This window comes from Pseudomonas sp. GL_117 (assembly GCF_057835125.1).
This window is the reverse complement of record NZ_CM174418.1, coordinates 20069-38699: the sequence shown is the minus strand read 5'-3', so window position 1 is coordinate 38699 and position 18631 is coordinate 20069. Positions and strand designations below refer to the sequence as shown.

18 protein-coding genes are annotated in these 18631 nt (G+C 62.0%); 7 read left to right on the top strand and 11 right to left on the bottom strand.

Annotated features, from left to right (window positions below):
- The first annotated feature begins 25 nt into the window (after positions 1-25).
- Positions 26-460: an anti-virulence regulator CigR family protein gene (locus AC3ISR_RS00170; protein WP_192298162.1), complete on the top strand. Its 435-nt coding sequence runs from the start codon at positions 26-28 to the stop codon at positions 458-460.
- Positions 461-633: 173 nt separating this feature from the next.
- Positions 634-2292 (top strand): BBE domain-containing protein, encoded by a 1659-nt coding sequence (locus tag AC3ISR_RS00165; RefSeq protein WP_463984035.1) that lies wholly within the window; start codon positions 634-636, stop codon positions 2290-2292.
- Positions 2293-2331: 39 nt separating this feature from the next.
- On the opposite strand, the gene AC3ISR_RS00160 is transcribed toward AC3ISR_RS00165, so the two are convergent.
- From AC3ISR_RS00160 to AC3ISR_RS00135, 6 genes are all read right to left on the bottom strand, one after another.
- Positions 2332-3636, bottom strand: coding sequence for an MFS transporter (locus tag AC3ISR_RS00160; protein WP_192298160.1), 1305 nt, complete (start codon positions 3634-3636; stop codon positions 2332-2334).
- Positions 3637-3821: 185 nt separating this feature from the next.
- Positions 3822-4970, bottom strand: coding sequence for a galactonate dehydratase (dgoD, locus tag AC3ISR_RS00155; RefSeq protein ID WP_003170741.1), 1149 nt, complete (start codon positions 4968-4970; stop codon positions 3822-3824).
- 48 nt (positions 4971-5018) lie between these two features.
- The gene (locus AC3ISR_RS00150; RefSeq protein ID WP_463984034.1) at positions 5019-5639 is read right to left on the bottom strand and encodes a 2-dehydro-3-deoxy-6-phosphogalactonate aldolase; all 621 of its coding nucleotides are present in this window, start codon (positions 5637-5639) and stop codon (positions 5019-5021) included.
- Position 5640: 1 nt separating this feature from the next.
- Positions 5641-6600 carry a 2-dehydro-3-deoxygalactonokinase gene (locus AC3ISR_RS00145; protein ID WP_463984033.1) on the bottom strand — a complete coding sequence of 320 codons (960 nt, stop codon included), beginning with the start codon at positions 6598-6600 and terminating at the stop codon, positions 5641-5643.
- A gap of 96 nt (positions 6601-6696) precedes the next feature.
- On the bottom strand, positions 6697-7026 hold the full coding sequence (locus AC3ISR_RS00140) for a DOPA 4,5-dioxygenase family protein (RefSeq protein WP_192298157.1): 330 nt from the start codon (positions 7024-7026) through the stop codon (positions 6697-6699).
- Positions 7027-7057: 31 nt separating this feature from the next.
- On the bottom strand, positions 7058-8008 hold the full coding sequence (locus AC3ISR_RS00135) for a choline sulfate utilization transcriptional regulator (RefSeq protein ID WP_192298156.1): 951 nt from the start codon (positions 8006-8008) through the stop codon (positions 7058-7060).
- A gap of 103 nt (positions 8009-8111) precedes the next feature.
- Between AC3ISR_RS00135 and betC the strand changes: the two genes are divergently transcribed.
- From betC to AC3ISR_RS00120, 3 genes are all read left to right on the top strand, one after another.
- On the top strand, positions 8112-9626 hold the full coding sequence (gene betC, locus AC3ISR_RS00130) for a choline-sulfatase (protein ID WP_489324544.1): 1515 nt from the start codon (positions 8112-8114) through the stop codon (positions 9624-9626).
- Positions 9627-9644: 18 nt separating this feature from the next.
- Positions 9645-10559 carry a choline ABC transporter substrate-binding protein gene (choX, locus tag AC3ISR_RS00125; RefSeq protein WP_463984031.1) on the top strand — a complete coding sequence of 305 codons (915 nt, stop codon included), beginning with the start codon at positions 9645-9647 and terminating at the stop codon, positions 10557-10559.
- A gap of 158 nt (positions 10560-10717) precedes the next feature.
- A complete protein-coding gene (locus AC3ISR_RS00120) occupies positions 10718-12286 on the top strand; it encodes a SulP family inorganic anion transporter (RefSeq protein WP_192298153.1) in 1569 nt (522 codons plus the stop codon).
- Between the two features lie 113 nt (positions 12287-12399).
- Here the strand turns inward: AC3ISR_RS00120 and aroE are convergent, their stop codons facing one another.
- On the bottom strand, positions 12400-13218 hold the full coding sequence (aroE, locus tag AC3ISR_RS00115; RefSeq protein ID WP_192298152.1) for a shikimate dehydrogenase: 819 nt from the start codon (positions 13216-13218) through the stop codon (positions 12400-12402).
- Positions 13218-14150 carry an oxygen-dependent coproporphyrinogen oxidase gene (gene hemF / locus AC3ISR_RS00110; RefSeq protein ID WP_192298151.1) on the bottom strand — a complete coding sequence of 311 codons (933 nt, stop codon included), beginning with the start codon at positions 14148-14150 and terminating at the stop codon, positions 13218-13220. Before hemF ends, aroE begins: the two co-directional genes overlap by 1 nt.
- 159 nt (positions 14151-14309) lie before the next feature.
- On the opposite strand from hemF, the gene AC3ISR_RS00105 reads away from it, so the two are divergent.
- Positions 14310-15287: a quinone oxidoreductase family protein gene (locus AC3ISR_RS00105; RefSeq protein ID WP_226454769.1), complete on the top strand. Its 978-nt coding sequence runs from the start codon at positions 14310-14312 to the stop codon at positions 15285-15287.
- Positions 15288-15418: 131 nt separating this feature from the next.
- Here the strand turns inward: AC3ISR_RS00105 and tsaC are convergent, their stop codons facing one another.
- The 3 genes from tsaC to AC3ISR_RS00090 all read right to left on the bottom strand — a co-directional run bounded on the left by tsaC (position 15419) and on the right by AC3ISR_RS00090 (position 17965).
- The gene (gene tsaC, locus AC3ISR_RS00100; protein WP_226454768.1) at positions 15419-15976 is read right to left on the bottom strand and encodes an L-threonylcarbamoyladenylate synthase type 1 TsaC; all 558 of its coding nucleotides are present in this window, start codon (positions 15974-15976) and stop codon (positions 15419-15421) included.
- A gap of 54 nt (positions 15977-16030) precedes the next feature.
- Entirely contained in the window at positions 16031-17125 is a 1095-nt protein-coding gene (gene dprA, locus AC3ISR_RS00095; RefSeq protein ID WP_192298148.1) for a DNA-processing protein DprA, read from the bottom strand.
- 63 nt (positions 17126-17188) lie between these two features.
- The gene (locus AC3ISR_RS00090) at positions 17189-17965 is read right to left on the bottom strand and encodes a peptidoglycan-binding protein (protein WP_463984030.1); all 777 of its coding nucleotides are present in this window, start codon (positions 17963-17965) and stop codon (positions 17189-17191) included.
- A gap of 135 nt (positions 17966-18100) precedes the next feature.
- On the opposite strand from AC3ISR_RS00090, the gene def reads away from it, so the two are divergent.
- Complete coding sequence (gene def, locus AC3ISR_RS00085; protein ID WP_017736259.1) at positions 18101-18607, top strand: peptide deformylase; 507 nt, start codon at positions 18101-18103, stop codon at positions 18605-18607.
- Positions 18608-18631: the final 24 nt, after the last annotated feature.

Genomic DNA, 18631 nt, shown 5'->3' with positions numbered 1-18631 from the left:
GTTTGTGTGCCCTGAGGAATACCCGATGAAAATGCCTAAATCCGTGATTGCCGGCCTTGGCGTGCTAGTGCTTGGCGCCAGCGCCCTGGTGCAGGCCGCGCCGAATGATCAGGGCGGACCTGACCGTGGAGGCCAGCACGAGCAGCAGCGTGGTGACGACCACCGCGGCCCGCAGGACAACCGTCGCGGCGGTCCGCCCCAGGACTTCGGCCCGGTACGCCAAGTGATCCGCGACCATCACGACCAGTTTTCCCGTGGCGCACCGCCACCGCGCAATGTGCGCCTGGAGCGCGGCAAGCCACTGCCCCATGGCTACTACGGCGAACGCCTGGACAGCCGTGCCCTGGCGCGCTTGCCGGTGTACCAGGGTTACGAATGGCGCCGTTCGGGGCCGGATGTGGTGTTGATTGCCGTAGGAACAGGCATCGTTTACGAGATCCTGGATGGCGTGTTGAATTGATTGCGCAACGCTTTCAGTTCCTGCACTAGGCTTGAGGGGGTGAACATTGCGTTCCCCCTTAACTCACTTCATGCCTATTGCCGTCTAACCACCCCTGCAAGCCCCGCATTCCTTGCCATCCGGTTGTTAAGTTAGCCGCATCAGAAGTCATCCTCTGCTCCCTGGAGTACATCATGGCATTTGATCTCGTCACCGCCTCGGACCGCCGTCACTCGACCCTGCAAAAAGGCTTCAACCTGCGCTGGCCGTTGGGCAACGTGCAGGGCCAATCCTCGCCCAATGGCGCCAACCTGATTTACCTCTGTCACAGCCCCCAAGACATCGTCGCTGCTGCCGCCCAGGCGCTGGCCGTGCCCAATGGCCGCATCACCGTGCGCAGTGGCGGCCACTGCTACGAAGGCTTCGTTGCTAACAAAATGCCCGGCAACCCGAATGAAGTGCTGTCGATTCTGGATATCAGCCAGATCAACCAAGTGCAGTACGACGCCAACGGGCAGATAGGCTCCGACCTGGTGCCAGCTTCGCCTCATCGCTACAGCTTTCGCCTTGAGGCGGGCGGCCAGAACTGGGATGCCTACGTCGCGCTGTACAAACTGGCGAACAAGAGCCTGCCCGGTGGTTCGTGTTATTCGGTCGGGCTGGGTGGGCATATTTGCGGCGGCGGCTACGGGTTGTTGTCGCGCAAGGATGGCCTGGTGTGCGACTGGTTGAGCGGTGTCGATATGCTGGTGCCGAACGCCCAAGGCAATGGCCTGTTACCGGTGCATGTCGCGCGCAACAGTACCCATCAGGACGAGCGGGATCTGTTTGCCGCATGTTGCGGCGCAGGCGGAGGGCAGTTCGGAATCATCACCAGTTATTACTTCGAAAATTTGCCTGACGCGCCGAATGAGGTTCTTTGGCTGGTGTTGGAGTGGGACTGGGCACTGCTGACCAAGCCTCGGCTCGACGCCCTGCTGGCGGCGTATCAAGACTGGTTTGCACGCAACCAAAGCAACCCGGATACCTGGGGCCTGGCGACCAAGTTGGAGATGCGTCACCAGAACACCGGCAACATGACGATGGATATTCATTACGTAGATAAGAATGGCGGGGTGAATGACCTGGCTGCCTTCGACGACTTCGTGAGCACCATGCTCAATGCCATCGGCATTCCCGCCACCGAATGCCTTAGCCAATCGCCCACCACCCATCTGCCCCCCAGCAACCCGAAAGGACGCACGATAAACTCACTGCCGACGGCGCTGGCGGCGGCACGCCAAATGGATTGGCTGCACTGCCAGCAGACCCTCAACGGTTCGGGGCCAAACCAGCGTGGCCGGTATAAATCGGCTTATCAGATGGGTATTTTTACCCCAACGGTGTTGCAGGCAATCTGGGATACGCTGACGCGCAATGACCCGAATAAGCTGCTGACCCAAAGCCTGATCCAGATCCAGTCATTCGGCGGGCAAGTCAATGAAGCCAACGCCGCGGTGCGCCGCGAGTCCTCGGTGGCACAGCGTTCGTCGTACTTGAAGTGGCAACCCCAATGCTATTGGCGAGATGACAGCAGCGCGTCGGATCAGGCACACGCACAATGGATTCAAGGGCTGTTTTTCGCGGCCTTCGCCAATGACGGCGGCGCTCCGGTCAATGCGCAATTCCAGGGGTGCTACATCAACTACCCCGACCGCGACATGCTGTTTATTGACGGCGACCCCAGCAAGGGGCCGAACCCGCAGTGGTACAAGATCTACTTCCCTGACCTTATGATCGAAAGCCGTCTGCGGCGCACCAAACAGCGTTGGGACCCGTTGAATGTGTTCCGTAACGAGATGTCGGTACCGTAAGCCAGACGAAACGGGCGACCGCCAGGTCGCCCGTTTTTCTTACAGCTCGATGCGCTCGACCTTACCCACCAGCAATATGTAGGAAAGCGCCCCAAGCAACGCCAGCACCGCAATGTAGGTAATCGCCGGCGCAAACGAATCACCACTGGCCAAAAAGCCAATCACGATCGGCGTGGCAATCGCCGCCAGGTTACCGATGAAGTTGAACACCCCACCGGTCAAGCCCAGCAGCCGTGCCGGGGCCAGGGTCGAGACCAGCGACCAGGTGATCGACGCCAAGCCATTACCAAAGAACGCCAGCGCCAGGAACGCGATCACCCACGCCGTCGAGTCCACATAGTTGGCGCCGATGATCGCCGTGGAAATCAGCAGCCCGCCAATGATCGGCAACTTGCGCGCAAAGCCCACCGAGGCGCCCCGGCGAATCAGCCAGTCGGAAAAGATCCCGGAACACAACACCCCCACAAAAGCGGCGAGAAACGGCAGCGACGCGAGCAGGCCGGATTTGATGAAGTCCATGCCGCGATATTTCACCAGGTAGGTGGGGAACCACGTCAGGAAAAACCACAGCGTGGAGTTCAGGCAGAACTGCCCCAGGTAGATGCCCCAGAGTTTGCGCTTGCTCAGCACTATCCCCAGGTCGACCCAGCTGAACGGCGTCTTCGCGGTTTTTTCCTGCATATCCACCAGGCCGCCGCCTTCACGGATCAGCTCGATTTCAGCGGTGTTGGCACCTTTGAAATCCTTTGGCTCGCGGTATACCGCGTACCAGATTGCCGCCCACAGGATGCCCACGCCACCTGTGACCACAAACACCATGTGCCAGCCGAAGGCGTGTTGCAGCCACGCCAGCACCGGCGTCAGGAACGCCAGCCCGACAAACTGCCCGGAGGTGTAGAAACCAATCGCGGTGGCGCGCTCGCGCTCGGGGAACCAGGTGGTGACCACGCGGCTGTTGATCGGGTAGGCCGGGGCTTCCAGCGCGCCCACCGCCATGCGCAAGACGAACAGCGCGATAAAGCTGGCGGCAAAGCCGAGCATCACGGTGGCGATGGACCACAACAACAGCGCGGCAGTGTAGAGAATGCGCGGTGGCACGCGATCTACCAGCCAGCCGCCGGGGATCTGCATGGCGGCGTAGGTCCAGCCGAACGCAGAAAAGATCAGGCCGACGTGTACCGGGTCGATCCCCAGTTCGCTGGTCAGCGCGGGGGCGGCAATCGACAGGTTGCTGCGGTCGAGGTAGTTGATCACCACGGTGATGAACAGCAGCACCATGATGAAGAAACGCTTTCTGGTAGGCGTGACTAAAGAAGCCTGCCCGGTGAAGGATTCAGGATGCATGAGGGGGTTGCCTCTTCTTATGTTTATTGAGGTCTGGAAAGGAGCTGACTGAAGAAACCGGATCAAAATGTGGGAGCGGGCTTGCTCGCGAATGCGGTAGTTCAGCCCCAGATGTGTTGACTGACACACCGTATTCGCGAGCAAGCCCGCTCCCACATTTTCAACCGCATTTCTTCAGTGAAATATCACCACTCGGCAAAGCTACCGTCGGCGTGGCGCCAGATCGGGTTGCGCCAGCGGTGGCCGATGGCCGCGCGTTCGATCACATATTCCTCGTTGATCTCGATGCCCAGGCCTGGCCCGTTGGGGATCTTCACGAAGCCCTGGTCATAGTCGAACACACCCGGATCACGCACATAGTCGAGCAGGTCATTGCTCTCGTTGTAGTGAATGCCCAGGCTTTGCTCCTGGATAAACGCGTTGTAGCAAACCGCGTCCAGTTGCAGGCACGCCGCCAGGGCAATCGGGCCCAGTGGGCAGTGCAGGGCCAGGGCCACGTCGTAGGCTTCGGCCATGTTGGCGATCTTGCGGGTTTCGGTGATGCCGCCGGCGTGGGACGCATCCGGCTGGATGATGTCGACGTAGCCTTCGCTGAGCACGCGCTTGAAGTCCCAACGCGAGAACAGGCGTTCGCCGAGGGCAATCGGGGTGCTGGTCAGCGGCGCCAGTTCCTTGAGCGCTTCGTAGTTTTCGCTGAGCACCGGCTCTTCGATAAACATCAGCTTGTACGGGTCCAACTCTTTCATCAGCACTTTGGCCATAGGCTTGTGCACGCGGCCGTGGAAGTCGACGCCGATGCCGACGTTCGGGCCCACCGCGTCACGTACGGCGGCGACGTTGGCCAGGGCCAGGTCGACTTTTTCGAAGCTGTCGACGAACTGCAGCTCTTCGGTGCCGTTCATTTTCACTGCGGTGAAGCCACGGGCCACGGCCTCTTTGGCCGCGCGGGCGGTGTCGGCCGGGCGGTCGCCACCGATCCACGAATACACACGGATCTTGTCACGCACCTGGCCGCCGAGCAGGTCGCTGACCGACACGCCGAGGGCCTTGCCCTTGATGTCCCACAGCGCCTGGTCGATGCCGGCGAGGGCGCTCATGTGCACGGCGCCGCCGCGGTAGAAGCCACCGCGGTAGAGCACGGTCCAGATGTCTTCGATGTTGCGTGGGTCTTTGCCGATCAGGTAGTCGGACAGTTCTTCAACCGCCGCCGCCACCGTGTGGGCGCGGCCTTCGACCACGGGTTCGCCCCAGCCGGTCACGCCCTGGTCGGTCTCGACTTTCAGGAAGCACCAGCGCGGTGGGACGATAAAGGTCGTCAGTTTGGTGATTTTCATCTGTTATCTCTCTTATAGATGCGGCGCCTGTGGGCGCAAGACTTGATCTCAGCTCAGGGCTTTCCAGGCGGCGACATAAGCCTGGGCGCGGCTCGCTACCTGATCCACTGTCATACCCGGTTTGAACAACCCGGAACCCAGCCCGAACCCCTTGGCGCCGGCGTCGATAAACACCTGCATGTTGTCCGGGGTAATGCCGCCCACCGGCAGCAGCAGCGTGCCCGCCGGCAGTACCGCCAGCAACGCCTTGATCACCGCCGGGCCCATTTGCTCGGCGGGGAACAGTTTCAATACGTCGGCCCCTTCGGCCAGGGCGGCAAAGGCTTCGGTGGGCGTGGCAACGCCCGGCGACAACAACAGCCCTGCCGCTTTTGCGGCACGCAAGACCTTGGCGTCACTGTGGGGCATGACGATCACCTGGCCGCCGGCAGCTTTCACCTGCTCGACCTGTTCCGGCGTCAGCACCGTGCCGGCACCGATCAGGCAATCGGCGGGCAGGCTGTCGCGCAGCGTGCGGATGCTGGTGTAAGGGTCCGGCGAGTTGAGCGGGACTTCAATGACGCGAAACCCGGCCTGGTACAACACCTGACCGATGGCCTGGGCTTCGTCCGGGCGGATACCACGCAGGATGGCGATCAAACCGTTTTGTGCGAGTGCGTGCTTGAGCATGTCAGACCTGCAATGCTGGTTGAGTGAGCCCGGCGGCCACGGCCAACTGCCACAGGCCGCGCGCGGTGGCCTCCTGCGCGAGGCTGACGTGGGCGAAACCGCAGAGGGCGAGGGCGCGTTGGTAGCGGGCGCACAATGGCGCTGCGCCCACCAGGATGATCGGCTGCTGTTTGGCGCGCTCCGGCAGCCCGATCAGTTCATGGCCGATCAGCAGGCCGGACAGGTAGTCGGGCTGCTGCGGCGGCGAAAGTTCGGCCGTGAGCCCCAGGGTGCGGGCGCTGAACAGGGTCGACAGCACACCGCGCCGGCCGTCCTCCGACAGCGCCACCTGCACGCCACGGTCGAAGGCTTCGGCCTGGAACTGTTCGGTGATCTGCTGGGTGCGCCCGAGGATGCTGTGTTTGCTCAGCACCGCAAAGACTTCCCCGGTCATGAAGGTATCGAAATGGGTGATGCAGCCATCGACCACCTCGACCCATTTGGAATGGCTGCCCGGCAGGCCGATCAACACGTCGGCGCCGAGCCCTTGCAGCACGCCCAGCACCTGGGTTTCTTCGCCGCGCATCACGTTGGGCAAGCCGGCCTGCTCGATCACGCCCGGCACGATATGCACGTCCACCCCGCGCAGGCTGCGCACGCGGTGCAAAGCCTGGCCGAGGCTGGCGACGTCGACGGGGGTATTGCGATAGGCCGCTTCGCTCCAGCCCTGGGCGCTGCCGACCATGCCGCAGGCGATCACCGGCACGCCTGGCTGGGCGTCGAGCCAATCGCCGCAGGCCGTGTCGAAGGCCAGTTCGAAGCCATCGCTGCAGCGCACACCGGCAATGTCCCGGGGCTCGTCAGGCAAATGCATGATCCCGCACGCCAGCGCGCGGTGTTCCAGCACGACGCCTGCCGGGCCGAGTTTGTAAGCACGAAGGGAGCTGGTTCCCCAATCGAGCGCGATCAATTGCGCCTGCATCGCTTCACCTGAGTTCTGAGCGGATGCGACGAATATAAACCTACGCGGAGGAAAGTCTCAATATATAAATATCAATCCCATATTTAGGGATTTAATTTAAGAAAATGCTGACAAATTCAACTCTCGCATCGCCCCCATCCAGACCGCGTAGTCGGTGTGATCCTTGAGGTCATCGCCGGTATCGGGGTGCAGGAACACCACCAGACCGTTGCGATGAATCACCAACCACGGCAGCACCACACCGATGTATTCGGGATCGAACGCCAGCTGGCAGCTCCAATCCGGGTGCGGGCCCACCGGCCGTTCATGCACGCGGCCCATGCGCAGCGGAAAAAGTCTGGCGGCGTCTTCGCACAAGGTGCGCGCCTGTTCGAGGGTGCTCGCGTCGAAGTAGACATGGGCGTGGTAGCCCTTGATACGTTGCATGACGGACTCCGGATCCAGTAAGCGCCAAATCCTAGACCGCAATCGACGGGAGGGCCAGCCCGGTCAACGACTGCGCGCTGCTGGCCTGTTCGGCCAATAGCCACTGGACAAAGCGCTCGACCAACTGCCCGCGACGTTTGCGCTGGGGCTGCACCACGTAGTAGCCGAAGCGCGAGACCACCGTGTCGCTGAACGGTCGACACAGCCAGTTCTGCTCCAGCAGGTTGTCCACCAAGTGGCGCCAGCCGATTGCCACGCCCTGGCCGGCAATGGCCGCCTGGATCAGCAGGGTGTAGTTGTCGAAACGCAGTTGCCCGGGCGTCGGCGCGGCGCTGATGCCCAGCTCGCGGAACACGCCGCTCCAGTCGAACCACTGGCTGTTGTTTTCCTGGCGCAGGTGCAGCAAGGGAAAATCGTGCAGATTCTGTACAGTCAGCGGCGTGGCCTGGGCCTTGAGCCACTGCGGGCTGCACACCGGGAACACTTCCTCGTTGAACAGCCACAGGCTTTCGCCCTGCTTGAAGCGGCCGTCGCCGAACAGCACCGCCACGTCGATGTCACTGCGCAGGCTGGCGTGGTTGCGCTCGCTGGTGACCAGGCTTACATCGACCTGCGGGTTGGCCTGGTGGAAGCGATGCAGGCGCGGCATCAGCCAATAGGCGGCGAAGGCGAAGTCGGTGGCCACTTGCAGCACTTCGTGCTGATCCTGCTGGGTGATCGCGCTCAAGCCCTGGTTGATGTTCTGCAAACCGCCTTGCACGTGCTCGAACAGCAGCGCACCGGCGTCGGTCAGTTCGATGCCGCGATAGATACGATCAAACAGGCGGATTGCCAGCTGTTCCTCCAGGCGCTTGATCTGCTGGCTGATGGCCGGCTGGGTGGTGCCCAGTTCCATCGCGGCAGCGGTAAAACTGCGGTGACGCGCGGCCGCTTCAAAGGCGCGCAGCAGGTCGAGGGACAAATCCCCTAGGGCTTCATACATAAGCTGTGCTTATCCTAGACATTGCTTTTCATGGGCTTTACCCCAATTTCCATGGGCTGCATGCTCATTGGCATAAACACCGCCTATGGAATGCCGAGAACCCATGAAGCGCAAGAACATTCTTTTTATCATGGCCGATCAAATGGCCGCACCGTTGCTGCCGTTCTACGGTTCTTCGCCGATCCAATTGCCGAATTTGAGCCGCCTCGCCGCCCAGGGCGTGGTATTTGACGCCGCCTATTGCAACAGCCCGCTGTGCGCACCGTCGCGTTTCACCCTGGTCAGTGGCCAGCTGCCGAGCAAGATCGGCGCCTACGACAACGCGGCCGATTTCCCCGCCGATATACCGACGTATGCCCACTACCTGCGTCGCCTCGGCTACCGCACGGCGCTGTCAGGCAAGATGCACTTCTGCGGCCCCGACCAGTTGCACGGCTATGAAGAACGCCTGACCAGTGACATCTATCCCGCCGACTACAGCTGGGCGGTGAACTGGGATGAACCGGACGTGCGCCCCAGTTGGTTTCACAACATGTCCTCGGTGCTACAAGCCGGGCCGTGCGTGCGCACCAACCAGCTGGATTTCGACGAGGAGGTGGTGTTCAAGGCCCAGCAATACCTGTTCGACCACATTCGCGAAGACGGCGACCGGCCGTTCTGCCTGACCGTGTCGATGACCCATCCCCATGATCCGTACACCATTCCCAAACCGTTCTGGGATTTGTACGACGACGCCGAAATCCCCTTGCCTGCAACGCCTGCACAGGAGGATCTCGACCCGCACTCCCAGCGTCTGCTCAAGGTCTACGACCTGTGGGGCAAGCCGCTGCCCGTGGATAAGATCCGCGATGCACGGCGTGCCTACTTCGGCGCGTGCAGTTACATCGACAGCAATGTCGGAAAACTGCTGCAAACCCTGGAAGACACTGGCCTGGCCGATGACACCATCATCATCTTCTCCGGCGACCATGGCGACATGCTCGGCGAGCGCGGCCTCTGGTACAAAATGCACTGGTTTGAAATGGCCGCCCGTGTGCCGTTGCTGGTCAGCGCGCCGGGGCAATTTGCGCCGGGGCGGGTCAGCAACGCCGTGTCCACTGCCGACCTGCTGCCCACGCTGGTCGAACTGGCCGGCGGCGCGCTGGACCCACGCTTGCCACTGGACGGCCGCTCGCTGGTCCCGCACTTGCAGGGGCAGGGCGGGCACGACGAAGTGTTTGGCGAATACATGGCCGAAGGCACCATCAGCCCGCTGATGATGATTCGCCGCGCCAGCTACAAATTCATCTACAGCGAGGACGATCCGTGCCTGCTGTTTGATGTGCACAACGACCCGCACGAGCGGGAGAACCTCAGCCAGTCACCGGAACACCGGCCGCTGTTCGAGGCGTTTTTAAGTGAGGCGCGGGCCAAATGGGACATCCCGGCGATCCACCAGCAGGTGCTCGCCAGCCAACGCCGCCGTCGTCTGGTGTTTGACGCACTGACCCAGGGCAAGCTCAAGAGCTGGGATCACCAGCCACTGGTGGACGCCAGTCAGCAATACATGCGCAACCACATCGACCTCGACGACCTGGAGCGCAAGGCACGTTATCCACAACCCTGCCAAAACCAATAAATAGACAGAGGGAAGGCCATGCAAAAGTTGACTGCGGTGCTGGGCATCTTGGCGTTGAGCAGCGCCAATGTGTATGCGGACACCCGTTGTGACACGGTGAAAATGGCCGATCCGGGCTGGAGCGACATCGCCGCCACCAATGCCATCACCAGCTTTCTGCTGACGGGCATGGGCTACAAGGCCAAGGTCGACACCCTGGCGGTGCCGATCACCTTTGGCGGGCTCAAGGACGGCCAGGTGGATGTGTTCCTCGGTAACTGGATGCCGGCGCAGCAGGGGTTCTATGACAAGTTCATCGCCAATGGCGAAGTGGTGCAGTTGGCGAAAAACCTCGAAGGCACCGAGTTCACCCTTGCCGTGCCAGACTACGTGTGGGACGCCGGTGTGCATGAGTTTGCCGACTTGAACAAGTTTGCCGACAAGTTCGACAAGAAAATCTACGGCATCGGCTCCGGCGCGCCGGCAAATATCTCGTTGCAGGACATCATCAAGAAAAACGACTTCGACCTGGGCCAATGGAAACTGATCGAGTCCAGCGAACAGGCGATGCTCGCCGAAGTATCGCGGGCGGTTAAGAAGCAGAAATTCGTGACCTTCCTCGGCTGGACCCCGCACCCGATGAACGTGCAGTTGAAAATGCATTACCTCAAGGGCGGCGAGAAGTACTTCGGCGACACCGGCAGCGTGTACACCCTGACGCGCAAAGGCTACGCACAAGCCTGCCCGAACGTAGGGAAACTGCTGACCAACCTGAGTTTTACCCAGGAGATGGAGAACAGCATCATGGCCGAGGTGACCAACAACAAGGTCAGCAATGCGGATGCGGCGAAGGCGTGGATCAAGGCCAATCCGGCGGTGTTGGATAAGTGGCTGGAGGGGGTGAAGACCGTGGATGGCAAAGATGCACTATCGGCAGTAAAAGCAAAACTCTAAGACCTGATGCAATCCAAATGGGGGAGCGGGCTTGCTCGCGAATGCGGTGTGTCAGCCAACGATTGCTTAGCTGAACCACCGCATTCGCGAGCAAGCCCGCTCCCACAAGGTCCAGTGTGTGCTGATATTCTGCGCCAAACTTCAAGACCGAGACCCTGATGCCCCGGCCCAACCGCCACACACTTTTCCCCTTCCTCAGCTGGCTCCCGCGCCAGACTCGCGCGAGCGTCGGCCGGGATGCGATGGTGGGACTCAGCGGCGCCGTACTGGCTTTGCCGCAGTCGATTGCCTACGCACTGATTGCCGGCCTCCCACCGGAATACGGGCTCTACGCCGCGATCATTCCGGTGCTGATCGCCTGCCTCTGGGGTTCATCCTGGCACCTGATCTGCGGCCCGACGGCAGCGATTTCCATCGTGCTGTACGCCAGCGTCAGCCCACTGGCCGTGCCGGGTTCCCAGGACTACATCACCCTGATCCTGCTGCTCACATTCCTCGCCGGGGTTTTCCAGTGGTTGCTGGGCATGCTGCGCTTCGGCGCGCTGGTGAATTTCGTGTCCCACTCGGTGGTGCTGGGTTTCACCCTGGGCGCCGCCGTGGTCATTGCCCTGGGGCAACTGCCGAACCTGTTGGGGCTGGATCTGCCCAGCCAGGCCACGGCGATCAAGAGCCTGATGGCGCTGGTGGATCACAGCGGGGAATGGGACCACGCGTCACTGGCCCTGGGCCTGGGTACGTTGCTGGTAGGGGCGCTGCTCAAATACCGGGTACCGCGCTGGCCGACGCTGCTGATCGCGCTGGCACTGGGCAGCCTGGTGGCCTGGCTGTGGCCGGCGATGTTCGGGCATGTGGCGCGCGTCAGTTCGTTTATCGGCAAGCTGCCGCCGTTCAGCCCGTTGCCGATGGACCTGGATATGATCTTGCGCCTGCTGCCCAGCGCCGTGGCGGTGGGCATGCTCGGGCTGGTGACCAGCCTGTCGATTGCGCGCTCGCTGTCGGCGCGCTCGCAGCAGTTGCTCGATGCCAATCAGGAAGTCCGGGCGCAGGGTTTATCCAATATCGTCGGCGGATTTTTCTCCGGGTACTTGTCAGCCGGTTCCTTTACCCGCTCTGGCCTGAGTTACGAAGCCGGCGCCTGCTCGCCGCTGGCCGGGGTGTTTTCAGCGTTGTGGGTGGCGCTGTTTGCGCTGTTTGGCGCAGCCTTGATCGCCCAAATCCCGATCCCGAGCATGGCCGCGAGCATCCTGCTGATCAGTTGGGGGCTGGTGGACCGTCGCGGCATTCGCGCCTTGTTCCGGGTGAGCCGCGCCGAATTCCTGGTGATGGCTCTCACGTGCGTCGCCACCCTGCTGCTGGAACTGCAAACGGCGATTTATGCGGGGGTGCTGGCGTCGTTGTTTTTCTACCTCAAGCGCACCTCGCAGCCACGGGTGCAGCATTGGCGCGACGGTGATGAGGATGTGCTGCGGGTGGGCGGTTCGATCTTCTTTGGCGCCAGCCATTACCTGCAAGTGCGCCTGCAACGGCTGCAGGGCGAGCGGGTGGTGATCGAGGCGCAGCAGATCAACTTTATCGACTACTCCGGGGTGGAGATGCTGCACCAGGAGGCGCGCAGGTTGCGGGGGTTGGGGAGGAGTTTGACCTTGCGTCGGGCAAGGCCTCAAGTCGTGGAGGAATTGAAGAAACTGGAAGGGGCCGACAGGTGCCCCATTCACTTCGAAGACTGAATACGGTCAAAACTGTGGGAGCTGGCTTGCCTGCGATAGCGGTGTGTCAGCTTGCACATCTGGCACTGATACACCGCTATCGCAGGCAAGCCAGCTCCCACACTGGGTTTGTGTCAAGCCAGTTGGCGGCGTAGTTCAGCCAATACGGGCGCTGATTCAGGGCGCACACCGCGCCACAGGAAGAACGCTTCCGCCGCCTGTTCCACCAACATACCCAGGCCATCCATCGCCACAGACGCGCCTTGTTCGGTCGCCCAGCGGCAGAATGCCGTCGGCTCCTTGGCGTACATCATGTCGTAGCAAAACGTCTTGCCCGGTTCGATCAGGCTGCCGGCAATCGGCGGTACATCGCCTGACAGGCTGGCGGAGGTGGCGTTGATGATCACGTCCACCGGCTCACGCAACCAGTCGAAACCGCTGGCAGACACGGGGCCCAGGTCGTCGAACAGCTCGGCGAGCATCTCGGCCTTTTCCACGGTGCGGTTGGCGATGATCAACGATGCCGGCTGCTGCGCCAGCAACGGCTCCAACGCGCCACGTACCGCGCCACCGGCGCCCAGCAGCAGGATGCGTTTGCCGTGCAGGCTCAACCCGGCGTTGACCGTAAGGTCGCGCACCAGGCCGGCGCCGTCGGTGTTGTCCCCCAGCAGCGTGCCATCGGCGAGCTTGCTCAGGGTGTTCACCGCGCCAGCACGTAGGGCGCGTTCGGTGAGGGTGTTGGCCAGGCGGTACGCGTCTTCCTTGAACGGCACGGTGACGTTGGCACCACGGCCTTGCTGAAAGAACTCACGGGCGCAGCCGATGAAATCATCCAAGGGTGCGAGCAAGGTGCTGTAGTCCAACTGCTCGCCAGTCTGTTCGGCGAACATCCGGTGAATCAGCGGCGACTTGCTATGCCCGATGGGGTTGCCGAATACCACATAACGATCCATCAGACCGCCGCCTTTGGCGCGGCAAGGCCCAGCCAGTCACGGTCTTGCAGGAAGTAGTCGGTGAGGCGCGCCTCTTCGCTGCCGGCTTCGGCTTTCCAGTCGTAGCTCCAGCGCACTTGGGGCGGCAGCGACATCAAGATCGACTCGGTACGCCCACCCGATTGCAGGCCGAACAGCGTGCCACGGTCGTAGACCAGGTTGAATTCAACGTAGCGGCCACGGCGGAATTCCTGGAATTCACGCTGTTGCTCGGTGTAGGCGGTGGCCTTGCGGCGCTGCACGATCGGCAGGTAGGCGTCGATGTAGGCGTCGCCGATGGCACGGATGAAGGCGAAGCAGGTGTCGAAGTCCCACTCGTTCAAGTCATCGAAGAACAGGCCGCCGATGCCACGCGGTTCATTGCGGTGCTTGATGTGGAAGTAGGTGTCGCACCAGGCCTTGTAGCGCGAGTACACGTCCGCGCCGAATGGCGCGCAAGCCTGCTCGGCGACGCGGTGCCAGTGAATGCAGTCTTCTTCATTGGCGTAGTAAGGCGTGAGGTCGAAGCCGCCGCCAAACCACCACACCGGCTCTTCACCTTCTTTTTCGGCGATGAAAAAGCGCACATTGGCGTGGGAGGTCGGAACATGAGGGTTATGCGGGTGGATCACCAGCGACACGCCCAAGGCTTCAAAACCGCGACCGGCCAGTTCAGGACGATGGGCACTGGCGGACGGCGGAAGACCGCTGCCGAACACGTGGGAAAAGTTGACGCCGCCTTTTTCGATCACCGTACCGTTCTCGATCACACGGGTGCGACCGCCGCCGCCGGCAGGCCGGGTCCAGGCGTCTTCGATAAAGCGAGTGTCCGTCTCGAAGGTTTCCAGGGCGCTGCAAATGCGGTCTTGCAGGTCAAGCAGGTAGGCCTTTACAGCCTCGGTGCGGGTAGTCATGGCATCACCTTGAATCGGGCAAAGCTACGCGAGGCCATTGGGCGTCGGCGGCAAATGGGCGCACAGGATACCACCGCACCCGGTTGCACCGCAGTTGACGAAGATCAAGCTTAGGAGTTCGATAGCCGACTACGCGAATTCGACCAAAGGAGAAGGCAGATGGCAAAACGTATCCAGTTCAGCGCCCATGGTGGCCCCGAAGTGCTTGAGTATGTGGACTACACGCCAGCGGAACCCGGCCCACAGCAGGTTCGCGTACGTAACGAGGCGATTGGCCTGAATTTTATCGACACCTATTTCCGCAGTGGTTTGTATGCACCACCCGCGCTGCCATCGGGGTTGGGCGCGGAAGGCGCGGGGGTTGTCGACGCCGTCGGCAGTGAAGTCACCCAGTTCAAGGTCGGCGACCGCGTGGCCTACGGCAGCGGGCCGCTGGGCGCGTACAGCGAACTGCATGTGCTGCCGGCCGCCAACCTGGTGCACCTGCCGGACGAGATCAGCTTCGAACAAGCCGCCGGGGCCATGCTCAAGGGCCTGACCGTACAGTACCTGCTGCGCCAGACCTATGAGTTGAAGGGTGGCGAAACCATCCTGTTCCACGCCGCTGCCGGGGGTGTGGGTTCGTTGGCCTGCCAGTGGGCCAAGGCCCTGGGCGTAAAGCTGATCGGCACCGTGAGTTCGCCGGAAAAAGCCGCCCTGGCCAAATCCCTTGGCGCATGGGAAACCATCGACTACAGCAAGGAAAACGTCGCACAGCGCGTGCTGGAATTGACCGACGGTAAAAAAGTGCCAGTGGTGTACGACGGCGTCGGCAAAGACACCTGGCTGACCTCGCTGGACAGCGTGGCACCCCGCGGGCTGGTGGTGAGCTTCGGCAATGCCTCGGGCGCAGTGGAGGGGGTGAACCTGGGGATTCTGTCGGCGAAAGGCTCGCTGTACGTGACCCGCCCAACCCTGGCGACCTACGCCAACAACCCGCAGAACCTGCAGGCGATGGCGGATGATCTGTTCTCGATGATCAAGAGCGGCAAGGTGCGCATCGACATCAACCAGCGCTATTCGCTGGCAGATGCAGCGAAGGCGCAGACAGAGTTGTCGGCACGGCGCACGACGGGGTCGACGATTCTGTTGCCGTAAGGCTTTGGGATTTCTAAGGCTTTGAGGGCCTCATCGCGGGCAAGCCCGCTCCCACAGGTTGATCGGGTTCCAACTGGAGGGGCTCGGTCAAGTGTGGGAGTGGGCTTGCCCACGATGGTTACACCTCGGTTTCAGGACGGGCGCACCACCTGGCCCGTGGCCAGATCGCGAATCAGGCTCGGGTTCTTGCGCCCCCCCAAGGCCCCACCCAATATCAGGTCCACCTGGCCACGGAAATACTGCTCCACGCGAATCCGCGTACGCGCCGCCGGGCGGCCCTGCGGGTTGGCCGAAGTGGAAATCAGCGGCCCCACTTGCGCGCACAAATCCCGCACCAGCGGGTGATCGCTGACCCGCAACGCCACGGTGTCATGCACACCGGTGACCCACTCCGGCAGCAAGCCCTGATGGGGCACCAACCACGTGTTCGGCCCCGGCCAGGTGCTGGCCATGCGGTCGATCCAGTCTTGCGGGAAGTCTTCGAACAAAAAGTCGAACTGGCGAATGTTATCCGCCACCAGGATCAAGCCCTTGTCCACCGAACGGTTCTTGATCGCCAACAGTCGATCCACCGCTTCTTCATTCCAAGGGTCGCAGCCCAGTCCCCACACCGCCTCGGTTGGATAGGCAATCACCGCGCCTGCGCGAATTTCTCGTGCGGCTTCCAGCACACGCCACCTGTTGGCCATTGTTTACTCTCCAGACTAAAGCTCTGGGCAGTTTACCGATCTCTGTTACAAAACCTAGCGGCGCGCGAGCCAGCGCCCGCTTTCGCAGATCACCCGGCCGTCCAGTTCCAGCTCGGTGAGGGTCGCCAGCACCTGGGACAACGGCTGCCCGCTGGCCATCGCAAGGGCCTCGCTGGTGTGGGGCGCCGCGTGCAGCAGCGCCACCAATGGGTGTGTCACCGGCACCGGCGCCGGGCGCGACAGCGCCTGCCAGCCGCGCAAGCCTTCAAGGATATGCTCGATGGTTTCCACCAGCACCGCGCCCTCGCGGATCAACTGATGACAACCCTTGGCGCCGGGATGGTGGATCGAGCCCGGGATCGCATACACCTCGCGGCCTTGCTCGGCAGCGAGTTTGGCGGTGATCAGTGAACCGCTGGCCATGCTGGCTTCCACCACCAGCACGCCGAGGGACAGGCCGCTGATGATGCGGTTGCGTCGCGGAAAGTTGCCGGCCTGGGGCGCAGCGTCCAGCGGAAACTCGGAAACCACCGCGCTGCCCTGCTCAATCATTGCCGCTGCGAGCCGCCGATGGCGCTGTGGATAAAAATTTTCCAGCCCGGTGCCGAGCACGCCGATTGTCTGCCCCCCCACCTCCAGAGCGGCCTGATGCGCAGCACCGTCGATGCCCAGCGCCAAGCCGCTGGTGATGACAAAACCGGCACCGGCCAGGCTGCGGGAAAAAGCGGCCGCCGTGTCCATCCCAGGACGCGAAGCACGCCGGCTGCCGACGATCGCCAGTTGCGGTTTTTCCAGGATCGAGGGGTCGCCGGCGACGAATAACAACGGCGGCGCATCGTCGATCTGGGCGAGCAAGGCGGGGTACTCGGGTTGGTCCCACATCAGCAATTGCTGGGCTGGAGCCGCCAACCAGGCCAATGCCGCACTGGCTCCGTCGCGCACTTCATGGTTGCGCCGCGCATCCGCGCTGATGGCCGGCAAGCCAAGGGAGCGCCACGCACTGGCGGGGGCGCTGATGGCCTTTGACGCGCTGCCGAAGGCTTCGATCAATCGGTGAAATCGCTTGGGACCCAGTTCCGGCAGCCTGTGCAAGCGTAGTCGCGCTTCCAGTTCTGCCGGGGATATTTCATGGCTGTTTGTCGGATACATCTGATCATCCTTGATCGGAACAAGCTGTGGATAACTCTGTTGGTAACTTATTTAGCAGGCTATTTATTGCCTTTGATGGGCAGTCTCGAAACGGTCCAACACCGCCAGTGCTCGCGAGGCGTTGAGCACCAGGCCGTAGCTGAGTTTTTCGTAGGTGCGAAACACCAGTAGGGTGCCGGCGCGTTCATCGGGGAGTTTTTGTGGGGCACCGCTGAGGGGATCGCGCACGGTAGCGCCGGTCTTGATCACCGCCAGCAATCGGCCCTCGACCAGGCCGTCGCGGCGGCCTTTGTTCAGGGTCACGGCGTCCAGCACGCCGATCTGGGTGACGCCCTTGGGGACGTCGATGATTTTTCCTGCAATGAACGGGGCCGATTGCTGCACTGGCAGGCTGGCCGGATCGACCGGTGGCTGGGCGCGAAGCAAGCGGTCGCCGGGACGGACCTCCTGGGTTACCTGCTGCACCGCCAGCGTGGTGAGGTCGCCCGCGGTCACAAAGCGCGCAGTACCGATGGCGTCGGCGTTGATGCCCAGCAGTTCGCGGGTGTCGGGGTCGGTGTAGGCCTTGCCGCGGCGAAAGATGCCGTAGTCCGGCTGGGTCGGGTCGAGGACGCCCCGGGCATGCACGCGCTCACCATTGGCGCCCAGCACGCGCCCGGTATCGGCGGCGACAATGTAGGGCGCAGTGTCCAGATCCTGCGGTGTATCAAGAATGCGGTTGTTCAGTAAAAAACGCTGGATGGCCTGCTGTGTCGCCTGATCCAGGCGCTGGCCGGACGAGGGCAGCAGGGCGGTTGCGAACGGGGCCCACAGCAGCAAGACGAGTAGCGATTTCCTCATGGGGTGAATCTCCTTTATTATGTGCGTTCGCGTGAAATGCCTTGGCCTTCGCGGCTTTTGGGCGTTTCACACCGGCTGGCTGGGTCCATCCCACCGCCGATTTGCCTTTACCTCACATGTGCAGCAATTACGCTTATGGCTATTTTGAACATCCTCGAATTCCCCGACTCGCGCCTGCGCACTGTCGCCAAACCGGTGGCCGTAGTGGACGACAAGGTTCGTCAGTTGGTCGATGACATGTTTGAAACAATGTATGAAGCCCCGGGCATCGGCCTCGCCGCGACCCAGGTCAACGTGCATCAGCGTGTCGTGGTCATGGACCTGTCGGAAGATCGCAGCGAACCGATGGTGTACATCAACCCCGAGTTCGAACCGCTGACCGAAGAGATGGGCGAATACCAGGAAGGCTGCCTGTCGGTGCCGGAGTTCTACGAGAACGTCGAACGCCCGCTGCGCGTGAAGATCAAGGCGCTGGACCGCGACGGCAAGCCGTTCGAGCTGATCGCCGAAGGCCTGCTGGCGGTGTGCATCCAGCATGAATGCGACCACCTCAACGGCAAGCTGTTTGTCGATTACCTGTCCACGCTCAAGCGTGACCGGATCAAGAAGAAGCTGGAAAAAAAGCATCGCCAGCAAGCTTGATGCCCTTCTTCCAAAGGCTTGCTG